The sequence below is a fragment of the Actinoplanes sp. NPDC049668 genome, from assembly GCF_044465445.1.
In the GTDB taxonomy this organism is placed as follows: domain Bacteria; phylum Actinomycetota; class Actinomycetes; order Mycobacteriales; family Micromonosporaceae; genus Actinoplanes.
Map to the genome: position 1 here is coordinate 297,836 of NZ_JBITLR010000002.1, position 15,384 is coordinate 313,219.

The window sequence follows — 15,384 nt, forward strand, 5'->3', positions numbered from 1 at the left end:
GGGGCCTACCGCAGCCGGCCCCCGGGCCGAACAGGACCTACGCCGCGAGCGGCGTCGCGCCCGCGGCGCGGTGCACGTCGATGTCGCCGCTCGCCGTGCGCACGCCCAGCTCCAGGGTCGCCTGCTGCTCGCCGCCGGGCGGCGTCGCGCCCATCGACAGGTCGTTCGACGTCGAGCCGGACGCGGTGCTCAGGTCCAGCCAGACGCCGGTACCCGCGGCGACGCCGACCGAGACGTCGCCCGACGCCGTCTTGATCCGGGCCCGGCCGCGCCGGAGCACTCCGACCTCGATGTCGCCCGACGCCGACTCCGCCTGCACGGACGCGCCGGCCGCCCGGATGGTGATGTCGCCGCTCGCGGTGTCGACGCTGACGTCACCGATGACGTCACCGACCTCGACGTCGCCCGACGAGCTGCCCAGCCGCAGCGCTCCGCCGACGTGCGCCACCTTCAGGTCGCCGCTGGCGGCCTTCAGGCTCGCGTCGCCGTCGACCCGGTCCACCTCGGCGTCGGCGGACTGCAGGCTGGCCTGCACCGTCGCGTAGCGGCCCACCGCGCGGACGTCGGCCGACGCCGACTTCATCGCCAGCGAGCTGCCCTCCGGCACCCGGACGACGACCCTGGTCTTCGGGTAGCGCCACTGCCACGGCGCGCCCTCCGGCGCGTGGACGATCAGCGTGTCGCCCTCCAGCCGTACGGTGAAGGTCTCCGACGCGTCGGCGCCCGCCTCAGTGACGTCCACCCGGACGGTCTGGCGTGGCTCGGCGTAGACGTCCGCCTCGCCGCGCTGCAGGCGCAGGGAGACCGTGACGGGTGTCGCGTGGTCGAACTCGGGCATGGTCTTGTCCTTTCGGTGGGTGAGCTGGTCAGGCCTGTGCGAAGCCGGTGATGTGCTTTCCGGTGCGGCCCCGGCCCCGCGGCGGTTCGGGTGCCGGCCGGGCCGCGGCCGCGGTGACGGCCCGGACCAGCCAGGAGTTGACCGAGACGCCCTCGGCCGCGGCGGCCTGCTCGACGTAGGTCTTCAGCGCCTCCGGCATGCGCAGCGTGAGCCGGGCCAGGTCGCCGCCCTCCAGCGGCGGCGCGGCCGGCGCCGCGGCCGGCGGCTCGGGCTCGGCGTCGACCTGGCTGACCACGAGGTCCGCCTGCCGGCCGCGGAGCCGGACGTCGACCACGGGCCCGTGCAGCCGCGTGGTGATCTCGGCCGCCGCGTCGGAGAGCGCCTGCAGCAGCGCGAGCCGGGCCGAGGCCTCGATCGCGTGGCTGAGCAGCTCGGCCGCGCGGGTGGTCTCCGGGCCGCCCGGCGCCGCCGCCGCGGCGAGGTCGCCGCGCAGCGACTCGAGGTACGGTGTCAGGTCCATGACGCCATAGTGACGTCATTGGTGACGTCTGTCAACCGCCACGTCGACGTCAACCCGCCGCGCGAGCCGGAGTCAGGGACAACCCTGAGAGTCCGCTGGAGGAATCCCCGAGCAAATCTCCGCGTCGCGCTCCGCCCGTGGGCGGACGCCCCCGCCCGATTTCGACGAAACACTGGGCGGGCCGGCCGGGCGCCACAGTCCGGCCGGTCCACAAGATGGACTACAGGGGGCGGAAGTGACAGCGACGATGGCCGGCGATCCGGTGGCCGCACGTGCGAAAGAGGTCTGGAAGGTCTACGGCTCCGGCGAGGCCCGGGTCGTCGCGCTGCGCGGGGTGAGCGCGGACTTCGAGCGGGGCCGGTTCACGGCCATCATGGGCCCGTCCGGCAGCGGCAAGTCCACCCTGATGCACTGCCTGGCCGGCCTGGACACGGTCGACCGTGGCGAGGTGCACATCGGCGGCACCGCCGTGACCGGGCTGGGCGACAAGGCGCTCACCCGGCTGCGCCGGGACCGGGTCGGCTTCATCTTCCAGCAGTTCAACCTGCTGCCGACGCTCAGCGCGCAGGAGAACATCCGGCTGCCGCTGGACATCGCCGGCCGCAAGCCCGATCCGCAGTGGTGGGACATCGTCATCGACACCGTCGGCCTGCGGGACCGGCTGAGCCACCGGCCCAGCCAGCTCTCCGGCGGCCAGCAGCAGCGCGTCGCGTGCGCCCGGGCCCTGATCGGCCGGCCCGACGTCATCTTCGCCGACGAGCCGACCGGCAACCTGGACTCGCGGTCGGGCGCCGAGGTGCTCTCGTTCCTGCGTGCCAGCGTCCGCGAGCACCACCAGACCATCATCATGGTCACCCACGACCCGGTGGCGGCGAGCTATGCCGACCGCGTCGTCTTCCTGGCCGACGGCGAGATCGTCGACGAGCTGCTCGAGCCGACGCCCGAGTCGGTGCTGGACATGATGAAGCGCCTCGACACCCACGCCGCGCCGGTGGTGCTCTGATGCTGCGCGCGACCCTGAAGAGCCTGCTGGCGCGCAAGCTGCGGCTCATCCTCTCCGGGCTCGCCGTCGTGCTCGGCGTCATGTTCGTGGCCGGCGCGTTCGTGGTCACCGACACCCTGAACCGCTCGTTCGACTCCCTGTTCGCCAGCGCGTTCTCCACGACCGACGTCTCGGTGAGCGCCAAGCCCAAGGTCGAGGTCTCCGAGTTCGAGGGCGAACAGGTGGCCGCCCCGCTGCCCGCCTCCGTGGTCGAGCAGGTGCGTGGCGTTCCCGGGGTGAAGAAGGCGGTCGGGCAGGTCAGCGCCGACGGCGCCCGGGTGATCGGCAGCGACGGCAAGGTGCTCACCTCGATGGGCCCGCCCCGGCTCGGCAACAACTGGACCGGCACCGACGACCTGATGCAGCTGCGCGAGGGCCGCGGCCCGACCGCCGCGACCGAGATCGCCGTGAACGCGGCAGTGGCCAAGGCCGCCGGCATCAAGGTCGGCGACCGGGTCGGCGTGCTCACGCTGGAGCCGAAGAAGGAGTTCACCCTCGTCGGCATCTGGGGCTACAGCGGCAACCGGGACAGCATCGGCGGCGCGCAGGAGGTCGCGTTCACCGAGCCCGTCGCGCAGCAGCTCATGCTCGGCGAGACCGGCGTCTTCAGCTCGGTGCAGGTGACGGCGGACGACGGCGTGACGCCGGAGGCGCTGCGGGACCGGATCGCGGGCGTCGTCGGCGCCGGCTACGAGTCCCGGACCGGCGAGCAGCTCGCCGAGGAGAGCGCGGCCGGCATCCAGGAGGGGCTCGGCTTCTTCAGCAACATCCTGTTGGGCTTCGCCGGCGTCGCCCTGTTCGTCGGCGTCTTCCTGATCCTCAACACCTTCTCGATCATCGTCGCGCAGCGCACCCGGGAGCTGGCGCTGATGCGGGCGATCGGCGCGAGTCGGCGCCAGGTCATCGGCTCGGTCCTCGTCGAGGCGGTGGTGATCGGGCTGGTCGCCGCGGTGCTCGGCCTCGCGGCCGGCGTCGGGGTCGGCTTCGGGCTGGCGTACCTGTTCAGCTCAGTCGGTGGCGGCGGGCTGGAGCTGGCGCCCCTCGGCGTGCCGCTCGAGGCGATCATCAGCTCGTTCGTCGTCGGCGTGCTGGTCACCGTGGTCGCCGCGGTGCTGCCGGCGCTGCGCGCGTCGCGGATCTCACCGGTCGCGGCGATGCAGGACGTCGCCACGCCGGACCGGCCGCTCACCAAGATCAGCATCGCGGGCGGCGTGGTCACGGCGGCCGGGGCGACGGCGCTGGGCATCGGGCTGTTCGGGGATGTCGGCGACGCCACCCTCTGGACGATCCTCGGCGGCGTGCTGGTGTCGTTCATCGGCATCGCGCTGCTCACCCCGCTGATCAGCCGCCCGGTCGTCTCGGTGATCGGCCGGCTCTTCTCGTGGTCGCTGCCGGGCCGGCTGGGCCGGCTCAACTCGGGCCGCAACCCGCGCCGCACGGCGATCACCGCGGCCGCGCTGATGGTCGGCATCGCGCTGGTCACCGGCGTCACCGTGGTGATGGACTCCGCCAAGAGCAGCCTCCAGGCGATGGCCGCGACCGTCCTGAAGGCCGAAGTGATCATCAGCGGGGACGACAACGGCCCGCGCCCGGCGACCTACGACCCGGCCGTGCTGCGCCAGGCCGCGGCCATTCCGGGCGTACGGGCGGCGGCCGGCCTCTGGAGCGACCAGGTCCTGGTCAACGGCGAGAAGCAGTGGGTGGACGCCACCGACGACCTGGCCGGGCTGTCCGAGGCGTACGGGGACGGCGCCACGCTGACGACGCTGCGCGACGACCAGGTCGTCGTGAGCGCGGCGGAGGCGAGCGAGCACGGCTGGCAGGTCGGCACCCGGCTGACGATCCAGGCGTCCCGCGGCGATCCGCACGAGTACACGGTCGCGGCGACGTTCCCGGAGGACGCGCTGCCGGGCAACTTCCTGTTGCCGGCCGCCGCCTCGAAGGACTTCGGCATCTCCCAGCCGATGATCGGCTTCGTCCGGCTCGACGCCGGCGTTCCGGTCGGCCAGGTACTGCCGCAGGTCAAGGCCCTGCTGGCGGACAGTCCCGAGGTCTCGGCGCAGGACGCGCAGGCGTTCGTCGACCAGCAGGCCTCGACGTTCGACGTGATCATCACGATGATCCAGATCCTGCTGGCGCTGGCGATCCTGATCGCCGTGCTCGGCGTCATCAACACGCTGGCGCTGTCGGTGCTGGAGCGGACCCGCGAGCTGGGCCTGCTGCGCGCGGTCGGCCTGGGCCGGGCGCAGACGATGCGCATGGTGACGGTCGAGGCCGTGGTGATCTCGGTCTTCGGCGCGCTGCTCGGCGTGGTCGTCGGCGCCGGGCTGGGCACCGCGGTGACCCGGGCCCTGGAGAGCGACGGCATCACCGAGCTGGTGCTGCCCTGGGGCCGGATGGGCACCTACCTGGTGCTGGCCGCCCTGGTCGGCGTGATCGCCGCGGTACTGCCGGCGATCCGCGCCGCCCGCCTCAACGTCCTGGGCGCCATCGCCCACGACTGACGGGGGGAGTTCCCGCGTCGGCTCGAGAGAACGGGCCAGCGCGGGCTCAGCCCGGTACCGGGGCGAGCAGGCTCGACAGGAACGCCGGGTCGACGTCCTCGAGGGAGTCGCGCAGGTGGACGCCGTCGGTCGCCGGCAGCTCCAGCTCGGCGGGCACCGCGAGCACCGCGGCGCCGGAGGCCACCGCGCTGGCGAGGCCGGTCGGCGAATCCTCGATCGCCACGCACTCCGCGATATCCACGCCCAGCAGGCCGGCCGCGGTCCGGTACGGCGCCGGGTCCGGCTTCGGGGCGGACACCTCGTCGCCGCAGACCACCACGTCGAAGTTCTCCCGGCCGAGGGTGTCCAGCGCGACCTCCACCAGCCGGCGGCCGGTCGAGGTGACCAGCGCGGTCGGCAGGCCCGCGGCCCGCACGGCCTTCAGCAGCTCGAACGCGCCGGGCTGCCAGACCAGTCCGTCGGCGAAGAGCTCCTCGACGCGCCGCTCCAGCCAGTCGATGTCGGCGGCCTCGTCGCGGCCGGGCTGGCCCAGGTCGTCGCGGAGGATCCGCATCGAGGCGGCCATGCTGGAGCCGATCATCGCCCGCCGCGCCGCCGGGGACAGCTCGCCGCCGGCCCGCGCCGCGAGCTCGTGCAGCGCGACCTCCCAGACCTTCTCGCTGTCGACCAGCGTGCCGTCCATGTCGAAGAGCACCGCAGCCGGTAGTCGTGATGTCAGGGCGGGCCTCCCGGGCCGATCGGATCGTCTACCCGCCCATTCTGGCGAACCCGGCGCCGCCGGGCGCCATGGTGTGACGGCTACGACACGTCGCAGGGCTCGAGCGAGTCCCGGTAGCCGCGGTTGAAGGCCCTGGTGCGCTGCTCCGCCGAGCCGTGCGCGCCCTCGGCGAACCAGGGCTGGCCCGGGTCGTCGCCGACCGCCTCCAGGCCCGCGGCGAGCTCGTCCAGGTCGCCGTCGTCGAGGCTGAGCCGGCCCTTGCGCTCCATGTCGCCGATGTACGCGCCCGCCATGCAGTCGGCCTGCAGCTCCTGGTCGATCGAGAGCTCGTGCGCGATCCGCAGCCGGGCCTGGATCGCGTGCGCGTACTCGTGGCCGAGCAGGTAGAAGATGAACGCGTCGCCGATCTGCCGGAACGCGGCGAACGCCCAGTTCATGTCGTACGCGATGAAGTCGCCGGCCGAGCAGTACGCCGCGTTGTTGAGCCCGAGCGCTTGCCCGCCGCACTCCACCTCGCCCTCCCGCTCGTACGGGATGACCTCGGCGACGGGCCGGAACTTCAGGTCGGAGTCGGCGAACCCGGCCTTCCAGTAGTCCTCGGCGACCCGCGTCGCGTCGCCGACGTCGGCCGCGAACTCCTCGGGGGTGTCGGTGCCGTCCGGATCCTCCCCGGCCGGCGTGGTGGCGCGGTCGGCGGTCGCCGCCGGGCGGTCCGGACCGGCGGCGGGCTCGTCGGGCGCCGCGGCGCAACCGAGCGCGACCAGCGCGGCCACGACGACGGCCGGCAGCAGGATGCGGGAACGACGCGGTACCGGCATGCGGGGGTCCTCCGAGGGGCAGGCGTTACCGGGATGTACCCACGATACGCACGGAGCACCACAAAAGGATCAATGCCCGTGCATGATAGGTCCGTGCGGATCGAGGACGTGACCCCCGAGACGGTGCGGCCGGTGCGCCGCCCGTGGCTGGTGCAGCGCTGGCACGACCTGGCGTTCCTGCACTGGGCCCTGCCGCCGGAGGTGGTCGCGCCGTTCCTGCCGCGCGGCACCGTCCCCGACACCCTCGACGGCGTCACGTACGCCGGGCTGATCGGCTTCCGGATGGTGCGGCTCGGCGCGCTGCGCGGCCCGGGCATTCCCTACCTGGGCACGTTCTGCGAGACGAACGTCCGTCTGTACAGCGTGGACGGCCAGGGCCGGCGGGCGGTCGTCTTCCTCTCGCTGGACGCCGAGCGCCTGCTGCCCGTGCTGACCGCGCGGGCGCTGCTGCGCCTGCCCTACATGTGGTCCCGCATGCGCCTGGAAAAGGACCGCGACGTCGTGCGATACACCAGCAGGCGACGCTGGCCCGCCCCGCGCGGGGCGGCCTCTTCCATGACGGTACGCGTCGGAGCGGCACTGGATCGACCGTCGGCGCTGGAGCACTTCGTGACCGCCCGCTGGGGCCTGCACACCCGCGCCTGGGGCCGCACCGTGCACCTGCCGAACGAGCACCCCCGCTGGCCGCTGCACCGCGCGGAGCTGCTCGACCTCGACGACGGCCTGCTGCGCGCCGCCGGCCTGCCGCTACCGGCCGGACCGCCGGCCAGCGTCCTCTACTCCCCCGGCGTGCCAGTCGTCTTCGGCGCGCCGGCCGCCGCCTGACCCCGGTCCGTGGCGACGCCCAGCACCCGCCGCACCGCGCCGAGCAGCTCGTCCGCGGTGAACGGCTTGTGGATCATCTCGATGCCCTCGACCGTCAGGTGCCGCACCCGGGTGCACTCCTCGCTGTAGCCGGAGATCAGCAGGATCCGGGTGCCGGGGTGGTGCAGGAGCACCGTCTCGGCCAGCCGCGACCCGGACATCTCCGGCATGACGATGTCGGTCAGCAGCAGGTCGAACGGCCCCCGGTTGATCCGGTCCAGGGCCGCCCGGCCGTTCGCGGCCTCGGCCACCCGGTAGCCGGCGCCCGCCAGGATCCGCACGGCGATCCTGCGGACCTCGGCGTCGTCCTCCACGACGAGAACGCGCGGCCGGCCGCCGCCCGACGCCGTCTCGCTCCTGCGCGCCTTCCCGGCGGCGCCGCCCGCGGGCGCCACGGGGGCGGAGACGGCCGGCAGCAGGATCCGGAAGGTGGTGCCGACGCCCGGCTCGGACGACACCGTGATGTCGCCGCCCGCCTCGGTCACGATCGAGTACACCGTCGCCAGGCCCAGCCCGGTGCCGTGCTGCTCGGCCTTGGTCGTGAAGAACGGCTCGAAGATGCGGGCGGCGACCTCCGGTGGCATCCCCGTGCCCGTGTCGCTGACCTTCAGCTGCGCGTACGGGCCGGCGGGCAGCGGCGGCAGCCGGTCGGGATCGTGCTCGAGCCGGACCGGGCCGGCCTCGATCACGACCGTGCCGCCGTCGGGCATCGCGTCGCGCGCGTTGATCACCAGGTTGAGCAGCACCTGCTCCATCCGGCCCCAGTCGCAGCGGACGGCGAGCGGCTCCGGCGACCTGCGGGCGATCAGCTCGACATGGCCGCCGATGGTCCGGCCGAGCAGGGCGCGGGCGTCCTCGATCACCGAGTCGACGTCGATGACCTCGGCGTCGCCCGGCTCCTGGCGGGCGAAGAGCAGCAGCTGCCGGGTGAGCTCGCGGGCGCGTTCGGCGCTGGTCCGGGCGCGGGTGAGGTCCTCGCGGGTCTCGGCGTCGGCGGTCCGCTCGAGCACGAAGTCGAGGTAGTTGAGGTTGATCGCGAGCAGGTTGTTGAAGTCGTGTGCGACGCCGCCGGCGAGTTGACCGAGGCATTCCAGCCGTTCGGCGAGGGCCGAGCGTTCGATGACCAACCGGCGCTGCTCCTCGGCCTGCTTGACGGCGGTGAGGTCCCGCTCGATGCGGGCGACGGAGACCACCTGGCCGAAACGGTCGCTTACCGGCCACATGCTGACCAGCACCTCGACGTGCGACCCGTCCTTGCGGACCCGGCGCGCTTCGATCGGGCCCCGGCGCTTACCCGCGCTCAGCCCCGCCAGGGTGTCGGGCATCACGAAGATCTGATCAGGCGTGTACACCAGGGCGATGCAGCGCCCGATCGCCTCCTCGGCCCGCCAGCCGTACTGGCGCGTCGCGCCGCCGTTCCAGGTGGTGATGGTGCCGGCGAGGTCGGTCGTGATGACCGCGTCCTCGGACGAGCGCACGATCGCGGCGAGGGTCGACTCCTGCTCGGCGCCCCGGTGCGCCCGGCGCTCGAGGACGCCGAGGCGGTGGGCGAACCCGGCGCTGAGCAGGGTGATCCCGACGATCGCGCCCAGGCGCATCGCCTGGTCGACGGTTCCCGACATGCCGCCGCGCGACGACATGACCCAGACCAGGATCAGGGCGACGAGCCCGACCACCGCCACCGCCCACGGGCGCAGCAGGATCGCCGCGAGCACCGGCGCCAGCAGGATCAGCCAGAAGAACACCTTGTCGGGGGGGGTGACGAAGTCCGCGACGACCACCGCGACGACGAGCAGCACCGCGGTGGTGAGCAGCGCGGCACCCCACCCGCTGCGCAGCGCCGCCACGCGTTCCCGCATCACCGAAGCACCCATGTGCGCCGCCGGTCAGACCCGGGACGGGATGCGCCGGTGCAGCTCGGCGATCAGGGTCCGCGGGCCGGGCGACATCAGGCCGACGTCGATCAGGAACGCCGAGCCGGCCTCGCGGCGCAGCACCCGGGGCGCCCGCCCCCGCTCGTGCAGCTCGGTGACCGCCGCCATGTCGGTGGGCGTCACCACGAGCTCGGTGAACGGGCCCCAGCGCCGCAGGCCGACCGAGGCGATCGAGGACCACTGCAGGTGCACGCCCCGCCGGCCGGTCGCCGCGAACTCCAGGCCGTAGACGGAGCTCTTCAACCAGCCCAGCCGCTGCCAGGTGATGAGCATGATCAGACCGGCGGTCACGGTCGGCACGATCAGGACGCTCTCGACCATGATGAGGATGTCGCCGGACTTCAGCTCGATCCCGGTCACGAACACGACCGCCCCGTACAGGACGGTGACGAGCAGCCAGACCAGCGCGATCACCCAGAGCATGGTCACGAAGACCAGGGCACGTGGCTGGAAGAACGTCGTGGCGTCCTCGCCGGGCTCGAGCGGGTGATCCTCCACAACCGCCAGTATGCCCGGCTATGTAGCTACATATACCGTATTAGCGGACTGACCGCCGGTCAGCGGGTTCGGGAACGCCACCACGTGCGCGACCGCCTCGTCGAACACTTCGGCCAGCACGCCCTCGAACTCGGCGTCCGGCGGATCGTCCGACCAGAGCGCGAAGACGCCGCCCGGGCGCAGGTGCGCGGCGAGCCGGCGCATCCCGGCGACCGTGTAGAGGGCCGCGTTGGCCGGGGCGAGCACGTGCCGCGGGCTGTGGTCGACGTCGAGCAGGATCGCGTCGAAGCGGCGTCCGGGCGCGTCCGGGTCGAAACCCGCCTCGCCCGCGGCCATCGCGAAGAAGTCACCCTCGACCAGGCGGCTGCGCGGATCGGTGGTCAGCGCGGCGGCGTCCGGGAGCAGCCCGCGCTCGTGCCAGGAGATGACCTCGGCCACCGCGTCGACGACCAGCAGCGACCCCACCCGCGGATCCTCGAGCACGGCCCGGGCGGTGCAGCCCAGCCCCAGGCCGCCGACGACGACGTCGGGCTTGGCGCCGGCGGTCAGCGCGGCCAGGCCCAGGCGGGCGAGTTCGATCTCCGCGACGGTGAAGAGGCTGGACATCAGGAACTCGTCGTTGATCTTCACCTCGTACACCTGGACCCCGAGCCGGGGATCGAGCCGGCGTCGCAGGCTGATCTCGCCGATCGGGGTCTGCCGCCAGGCGAGCTCCTCGAAGCGGGCGCTCACCGGGCCGCCGGCCGTCCGGGCCGGCGGCCCCGAGTGAGCGGGGCGCCGGCCACCGTCAGTCCGTCCATGGCCGGTCAGCTTGCCACGCCGGCCGGCCGCACGGTGGGACGCGGCCTACGCGGAGATGCGCTGGGTGCTGAACGCCTCGGGGTCCTCGGCGTCCTCGACCGGCTCGGCCCCGGTCGCGACGGCGACCGCCGCGGCCTCCGCCTCCGACGTACCGATCTTGGCGAGCTGCCGGGCGTAGCTGCGCGTCGCGGTCCAGAGCTTGTAGATGAGCAGCAGCTCGAAGCCCGCCAGCAGCACGGCCGAGAGGATCGTGAAGAACGCGATCTGGTTGGTCAGCGGGCCCAGGATGAAGATGAACATCTGGAACTCGATGCCGCTGAACACGTGCGCCCGGATGCGCTGGCGGATCAGGATGTTGCGGATCTTGACGAAGCCGCTGAACCGGGTGCGGAAGTCGTCGAAGACGTCGACGACGGGCCGCACCTCGCCCGTACCGTCGGTGGCGGTCGCCACGCCGGCGCCGGGGCCGACCGGGTGCTCGAGGCCGGTCTCCTCGACGAACATCGGGCGACCGGAGTTGTCGCCGCGGGCGGCCTCCAGCCGGCGCCGCATGTCGTTCTTGACCTTGCCCATCTGCAGGGCGTTCAGGTACCGGAACATGTCCAGGAAGATCACGACGGCGGCGAGGTACAGGTAGCGGATGTCGTCGGTCTTCGCGTACTGGCCGCCGAACAGGGCGCACGCGCAGATCAGCACCCGCAGCCGGTCGAAGACGTAGTCGAGCCACGCGCCGAAGACCGAGCCCGTACCCTTGAGCCGAGCGATCTTGCCGTCCATGCAGTCCAGCACGAAGCTGAGGTGGAAGACGACCGCGCCGGCGACCAGCCACGGGTAGTCACCCTGCGCGAAGCAGTAGGCGGTGACGAGGCCGAGCAGGAAGGCGCCCATCGTCAGCACGTTCGGCGTGATCCACCGGACCGGCGCCACGAGCCACACCAGCCGCGAGGCGAGGGGGTCGACGAGCCAGACGGTCCACCAGGCGTCGCGATCCTTGTAGGTGCGGGTCCGGATCTCGTCGAGCGTGAACCGTTGTGCCATGCCACAACTCCACCGTCGTGATGAATACATGAATACCGGGACGCGCGGACATTACAGGAGGGCGTCTCACAACGGAGCGGCCAGGCCGAGAATCTGGACAAACGAGCCGGGAATCTCGACTGAGCGGCCGGACCGCGTGACGGACACGAATACGTTGAGTGACGGGTACAGATACCAGCAAACACGACGAGTGCCACGGCTTCGTAGTCCCGCTACCCGTGCGTGCGATAAATGGCACACGGACCTCCTCCTCGGGAGGTACCGCCCAGGTTGGCCGCCGCCGTCACACATGACAGGCTTTCGGCGTGACCTCGGGCGGGGCCCGCCGACTATCAAGGGGATGACGGTGGACGCTGACCACGTCGCGGACGATCTCGAGTCCGTGCTGCTCACCGAGGAGCAGATTCTGGCCCGGGTCGGCGAGCTCGCGGCCGAGATCGGCAAGGACATGACCGGACGCGAGATCATCCTGATCGGCGTGCTGGGCGGTGCCGCCACCTTCACGGTAGACCTTGCGAGGGCCCTGGAGACCCCGGTCGAGATCGGCTGGATGGCGATCCGGTCGTACACCACCGCGGGCAACCGCGCCTCCGGCTCCGTACGCCTGCTGAAAGATCTTGATATCGACATCGCAGGCCGGGACGTGATCATCGCGGAGACCGTGATCCAGACGGGCCTGACGATGTCCTGGCTGATCTCCAACCTCAACCAGCGCCGCCCGGCGTCGATCGCGGTCTGCACGCTGCTGCGCAAGCCGGACGCGCCGCGGCTCGCGGTGCCGGCCTACAACGGTTTCGACGTGCCCGCCGGCCAGATCGTCGGGTACGGCCTGGACTACCACGGGCGCTACCGCAACCTGCGCTGCGCGGCCGTCCTGGCGCCTCACGCCGTACGGTGAAGAATCTCCTGAATGCGGGCGCGGGCCGCGGCCGCCGGGGTCGAGCCGGCGGCGCGGGCCGCGCGCAGCACCCCGGCGAGCGTGCCGGCGATCCCGTCCACCCGGGCCGCGGCCCGGGCTGAGCTCTCCCCGCGCAGCTCGACCGCGACGGCGTGGATGATGCCGCCGGCGCTGACGATGACGTCCGGCGCCCACAGGATGCCGCGCCGGTGCAGCAGGCCGGCGGTGGCCGGTTCGTCGAGCTGGTTGTTGGCCGGCCCGGCGATCGCGGCGCAGCGCAGCGCCGGCACCGTCCGCGCGGTGAGCAGGCCGCCGAGGGCGGCCGGGACGAGCACGTCCACGTCGGCGGTCAGGCAGTCCGGCGGGCTCACCCAGTCGGCACCGGCGGCGACGGCGAGCGCGCGCCGGCCGTCGTCGATGTCGGCGGCCACCAGGGTCGCACCGGCATCGGCGAGCAGGCGCAGAACGTGCCCGCCGACGCGGCCGAGGCCGAGCACCGCGAAGCTGCGGGCGGACAGCTCCGCCGAGCCGAACCGCTCCGCGCACAGGACCCGCAGCGCGGCGAGCACGCCCGCGGCCGTGTGCCCGGAGGAATCGCCGCTGCCGCCGGCGCCGTCCGGCCGGCAGAACACGTGCGGGGTCCGCTCCGCGATCACCGCCATGTCGTCCGGCCCGGTGCCGACGTCCGGCCCCGTGGCGTAGGCCCCGCCCAGGCCGGCGATGACCTCGCCGACGTCGCGCAGCACCGCCCGGCGCCGCGCCGCGCCGAGCGCCCCACCCGGCGGCAGCGCGACGACGGTCTTGCCTCCGCCGTTGGGCAGCCCGGCCAGCGCGCACTTGTCCGACATCGCCGCCGACAGCCGCAGCGCGTCGGCGAGCCCGTCGCGCCAGTCCCGGTACGGCGCGAGCCGGCAGCCGCCGATCGCCTGCCCGAGCACCGTCGAATGCACCGCGACGACGACCGGTAGGCCGGACCGCGCGCCGCGCCGGACGACGAGTTGTTCGTGCTGCAATTCGGCCATCGGGCCTTGTCCGTGCTGCAGTTCGGCCATGGTGCCGACGGTAGGCAGACGGCCGCCGCCGACCGGCTCGCAGCGAACATCGTTCGGAATGATTGGCAAAATTCCGGCCATGGACGAACTTGATTCGGCGATTGTCCGGCACCTGCAGACACATGCGCGGCAGACCAACCGCGAACTGGCCCGCGCGGTCGGCATCGCACCGTCGACCTGCCTGGAACGCGTGCGCGCGCTGCGCGACCGCGGCGTGATCACCGGCTACCACGCCGAGATCAGCCTGGCCGCCCTCAACCGCGGCGTGCAGGCGCTGCTGCATGTGCAGGTCCGGCCGCTGAGCCGCACCGTCATCGACGGCTTCAAGCGGTACGCGATGGGCCTGCCCGAGGTGCTCTCCGTGTACGTGGTGGCCGGCGGCGACGACTTCCTGGTCCACGTCGCCGTGCCCAGCGTGGACAGCCTGCACGCCTTCCTCATGGACAAGTTCAGCGGCCGCCGCGAGATCGTCGGGTTCCGCAGCTCGGTCATCTACCAGCACGCCCGCAAACAGGTCATCGATCCGCTCGACCCTTAGCCGTACCCTGCCGGGGTGATCACATGGTTTCTCGCGGCGGCCGGGCGGCACGGCCGGATCATCCTGGCGACCGGCCTGGCCCTCTCCGCCGGTTTCCTGCTGCTCCAGGCCCAGGTCCCGGAGCTCGGGCAACGCGCGTTCCCGATCCTGATGATCGTTGTCTTGGTGCTACTGCTGCCGGGCGTGGCCTCGTTTGCCGGCAGACGCCCGAACGCCTTCGTGGTGCGGCCGGACGTGCCGGCGTTCAGCACCCCGCCGCGGCCGACGTACACCTTCCTGGCGCTCGCCTGTCTCGTGATGGCCACCGGAAGAACCGCGAACGTCATCCGGGACTGGGGATCGGACCCGTTCCTGTCCGAGCAGCTGCCCGAGCTGCTCTCGACGGCCGTCACCCTGCTGTTCGTCGCCGTCGCCTGGGGCGACAGCAGCGTGCAGCTCCGGCCCGACGGCGTGTGGCAGCGCGGCATCACCGGCTGGCTCGTCATCCCCTGGGACGCGTCGCCCGCCGTGCCGTCGCTGCCACCCGCCCCGAACGCCACCACGGTGCCGCTGACCTGTGCCCGGCCCGAACTGGTGCGGCGCAGCGGCCTGCACGTGTTCCGGAAGAAGTTGCGCACCACCGACATCGAGCCGTGGCTCATCACGGCCGCCATCCGCTACTACGTCGCAAATCCCGGCGATCGCCCGGCGATCGGGACCGCCGCCGAACACGACCGCCTCCGATCGGAGCTCCTCGACCCGTTCCGGCCGGCGCCGGCCGCCGGCACGTGAGCTACGACCTGCTGGTCATGCGGTTCGCGGACGGCGAGCGGTCCTCGATGCCGGGCAGCGCGTTCCGGGCGGCCTTCGAGGCCCGCATCGACCGAACGGAGCCGGAGTTCAACTACTGGCACGTGACGGCGCCGGACGGCGGCGACGCGGGCCTCTACGCGGGGCTCTCCGACGACCTGGTCGACAGCATCCTGATCACCCGCTTCTCGACCGGGGCGGTGCTCGACCTGCTCGCCACGTTCATGAACCTGGCTGGCGCGGTCGTGGTACCGCCCGACCGCCCCACGATGCTGGCCGACGAGGGACAGCGCGAGCACCTGCCCGAGGAGCTCCGCGCGGATGCCGTCGTGGTCCGCAGCGGCGCGGACATCGAGGCCGTCATCGCGGGCACCCCGACCTGATCCCGGCGGCCGATCCGCACTTGATACGGCCGCTCACCCACGCCAGTCGACATCGAGTGAACATGATCGAGCCGACCACGACGGCGAGCACTCGCCCGTAGGCGACCGCACGCGGGCGCGGATCGGTTTGTTTCAGGGTGCGCTGTCCG

At 72.6% G+C, this 15,384-nt stretch carries 16 protein-coding genes; 7 read left to right on the forward strand and 9 right to left on the reverse strand.

The window, feature by feature from the left end; all coding sequences use genetic code 11:
• Window positions 1–37: 37 nt before the first annotated feature.
• Window positions 38–838: a DUF4097 family beta strand repeat-containing protein gene (locus tag ACIBSW_RS08410; protein ID WP_354722421.1), complete on the reverse strand. Its 801-nt coding sequence runs from the start codon at window positions 836–838 to the stop codon at window positions 38–40.
• Between the two features lie 28 nt (window positions 839–866).
• Entirely contained in the window at window positions 867–1,358 is a 492-nt protein-coding gene (locus tag ACIBSW_RS08415) for a DUF1778 domain-containing protein (RefSeq protein WP_354722422.1), read from the reverse strand.
• A gap of 247 nt (window positions 1,359–1,605) precedes the next feature.
• On the opposite strand from ACIBSW_RS08415, the gene ACIBSW_RS08420 reads away from it, so the two are divergent.
• Both ACIBSW_RS08420 and ACIBSW_RS08425 read left to right on the forward strand, forming a co-directional pair.
• On the forward strand, window positions 1,606–2,361 hold the full coding sequence (locus tag ACIBSW_RS08420; RefSeq protein ID WP_184998847.1) for an ABC transporter ATP-binding protein: 756 nt from the start codon (window positions 1,606–1,608) through the stop codon (window positions 2,359–2,361).
• On the forward strand, window positions 2,361–4,904 hold the full coding sequence (locus ACIBSW_RS08425; RefSeq protein WP_354722423.1) for an FtsX-like permease family protein: 2,544 nt from the start codon (window positions 2,361–2,363) through the stop codon (window positions 4,902–4,904). The genes ACIBSW_RS08420 and ACIBSW_RS08425 overlap by 1 nt, the downstream gene beginning before the upstream one ends.
• 46 nt (window positions 4,905–4,950) lie before the next feature.
• Here ACIBSW_RS08425 and ACIBSW_RS08430 read toward each other — a convergent pair whose 3' ends face one another.
• Both ACIBSW_RS08430 and ACIBSW_RS08435 read right to left on the reverse strand, forming a co-directional pair.
• Entirely contained in the window at window positions 4,951–5,598 is a 648-nt protein-coding gene (locus ACIBSW_RS08430) for an HAD family phosphatase (protein WP_354722424.1), read from the reverse strand.
• A gap of 104 nt (window positions 5,599–5,702) precedes the next feature.
• Window positions 5,703–6,440: a neutral zinc metallopeptidase gene (locus ACIBSW_RS08435; protein WP_354722425.1), complete on the reverse strand. Its 738-nt coding sequence runs from the start codon at window positions 6,438–6,440 to the stop codon at window positions 5,703–5,705.
• A gap of 93 nt (window positions 6,441–6,533) precedes the next feature.
• On the opposite strand from ACIBSW_RS08435, the gene ACIBSW_RS08440 reads away from it, so the two are divergent.
• Window positions 6,534–7,265 (forward strand): DUF2071 domain-containing protein, encoded by a 732-nt coding sequence (locus tag ACIBSW_RS08440; protein WP_354722426.1) that lies wholly within the window; start codon window positions 6,534–6,536, stop codon window positions 7,263–7,265.
• Here ACIBSW_RS08440 and ACIBSW_RS08445 read toward each other — a convergent pair.
• The 4 genes from ACIBSW_RS08445 to ACIBSW_RS08460 form a co-directional block, all read right to left on the reverse strand.
• Entirely contained in the window at window positions 7,217–9,163 is a 1,947-nt protein-coding gene (locus ACIBSW_RS08445) for an ATP-binding protein (RefSeq protein ID WP_354722427.1), read from the reverse strand. The genes ACIBSW_RS08440 and ACIBSW_RS08445 overlap by 49 nt on opposite strands.
• 27 nt (window positions 9,164–9,190) lie before the next feature.
• A complete protein-coding gene (locus ACIBSW_RS08450; RefSeq protein ID WP_354722428.1) occupies window positions 9,191–9,736 on the reverse strand; it encodes a hypothetical protein in 546 nt (181 codons plus the stop codon).
• Window positions 9,737–9,754: 18 nt separating this feature from the next.
• Window positions 9,755–10,468, reverse strand: coding sequence for a spermidine synthase (locus ACIBSW_RS08455; RefSeq protein WP_354722429.1), 714 nt, complete (start codon window positions 10,466–10,468; stop codon window positions 9,755–9,757).
• 114 nt (window positions 10,469–10,582) lie between these two features.
• On the reverse strand, window positions 10,583–11,575 hold the full coding sequence (locus ACIBSW_RS08460; RefSeq protein ID WP_354722430.1) for a CDP-alcohol phosphatidyltransferase family protein: 993 nt from the start codon (window positions 11,573–11,575) through the stop codon (window positions 10,583–10,585).
• Between the two features lie 340 nt (window positions 11,576–11,915).
• Here ACIBSW_RS08460 and hpt point away from each other — a divergent pair, with 340 nt between their 5' ends.
• The gene (gene hpt / locus ACIBSW_RS08465; protein WP_354722431.1) at window positions 11,916–12,473 is read left to right on the forward strand and encodes a hypoxanthine phosphoribosyltransferase; all 558 of its coding nucleotides are present in this window, start codon (window positions 11,916–11,918) and stop codon (window positions 12,471–12,473) included.
• Here the strand turns inward: hpt and ACIBSW_RS08470 are convergent.
• Window positions 12,458–13,525 carry a Glu/Leu/Phe/Val dehydrogenase dimerization domain-containing protein gene (locus ACIBSW_RS08470; RefSeq protein ID WP_354722432.1) on the reverse strand — a complete coding sequence of 356 codons (1,068 nt, stop codon included), beginning with the start codon at window positions 13,523–13,525 and terminating at the stop codon, window positions 12,458–12,460. The genes hpt and ACIBSW_RS08470 overlap by 16 nt on opposite strands.
• Window positions 13,526–13,604: 79 nt before the next feature.
• Here ACIBSW_RS08470 and ACIBSW_RS08475 point away from each other — a divergent pair, with 79 nt between their 5' ends.
• The 3 genes from ACIBSW_RS08475 to ACIBSW_RS08485 are packed head-to-tail and all read left to right on the forward strand — an operon-like array spanning window position 13,605 to window position 15,235.
• Window positions 13,605–14,063, forward strand: coding sequence for an Lrp/AsnC family transcriptional regulator (locus ACIBSW_RS08475; RefSeq protein WP_354722433.1), 459 nt, complete (start codon window positions 13,605–13,607; stop codon window positions 14,061–14,063).
• A 15-nt stretch (window positions 14,064–14,078) separates the two neighbouring features.
• Window positions 14,079–14,834: a hypothetical protein gene (locus tag ACIBSW_RS08480; protein WP_354722434.1), complete on the forward strand. Its 756-nt coding sequence runs from the start codon at window positions 14,079–14,081 to the stop codon at window positions 14,832–14,834.
• Window positions 14,831–15,235, forward strand: a complete 405-nt coding sequence (locus ACIBSW_RS08485; RefSeq protein ID WP_354722435.1) for a hypothetical protein — start codon at window positions 14,831–14,833, stop codon at window positions 15,233–15,235. The genes ACIBSW_RS08480 and ACIBSW_RS08485 overlap by 4 nt, the downstream gene beginning before the upstream one ends.
• Window positions 15,236–15,384 lie beyond the last annotated feature (149 nt).

Excerpts from the sequence above, each read along its gene's own strand:
- hpt (WP_354722431.1), top strand. The coding sequence starts at position 11,916 with ATGACGGTGGACGCTGACCACGTCGCGGACGATCTCGAGTCCGTGCTG.
- ACIBSW_RS08425 (WP_354722423.1), top strand. The coding sequence starts at position 2,361 with ATGCTGCGCGCGACCCTGAAGAGCCTGCTGGCGCGCAAGCTGCGGCTC.
- ACIBSW_RS08420 (WP_184998847.1), top strand. The coding sequence starts at position 1,606 with ATGGCCGGCGATCCGGTGGCCGCACGTGCGAAAGAGGTCTGGAAGGTC.
- ACIBSW_RS08415 (WP_354722422.1), bottom strand. The coding sequence starts at position 1,358 with ATGGACCTGACACCGTACCTCGAGTCGCTGCGCGGCGACCTCGCCGCG.
- ACIBSW_RS08435 (WP_354722425.1), bottom strand. The coding sequence starts at position 6,440 with ATGCCGGTACCGCGTCGTTCCCGCATCCTGCTGCCGGCCGTCGTCGTG.
- ACIBSW_RS08445 (WP_354722427.1), bottom strand. The coding sequence starts at position 9,163 with ATGCGGGAACGCGTGGCGGCGCTGCGCAGCGGGTGGGGTGCCGCGCTG.
- ACIBSW_RS08460 (WP_354722430.1), bottom strand. The coding sequence starts at position 11,575 with ATGGCACAACGGTTCACGCTCGACGAGATCCGGACCCGCACCTACAAG.
- ACIBSW_RS08410 (WP_354722421.1), bottom strand. The coding sequence starts at position 838 with ATGCCCGAGTTCGACCACGCGACACCCGTCACGGTCTCCCTGCGCCTG.
- ACIBSW_RS08475 (WP_354722433.1), top strand. The coding sequence starts at position 13,605 with ATGGACGAACTTGATTCGGCGATTGTCCGGCACCTGCAGACACATGCG.
- ACIBSW_RS08470 (WP_354722432.1), bottom strand. The coding sequence starts at position 13,525 with ATGGCCGAACTGCAGCACGGACAAGGCCCGATGGCCGAATTGCAGCAC.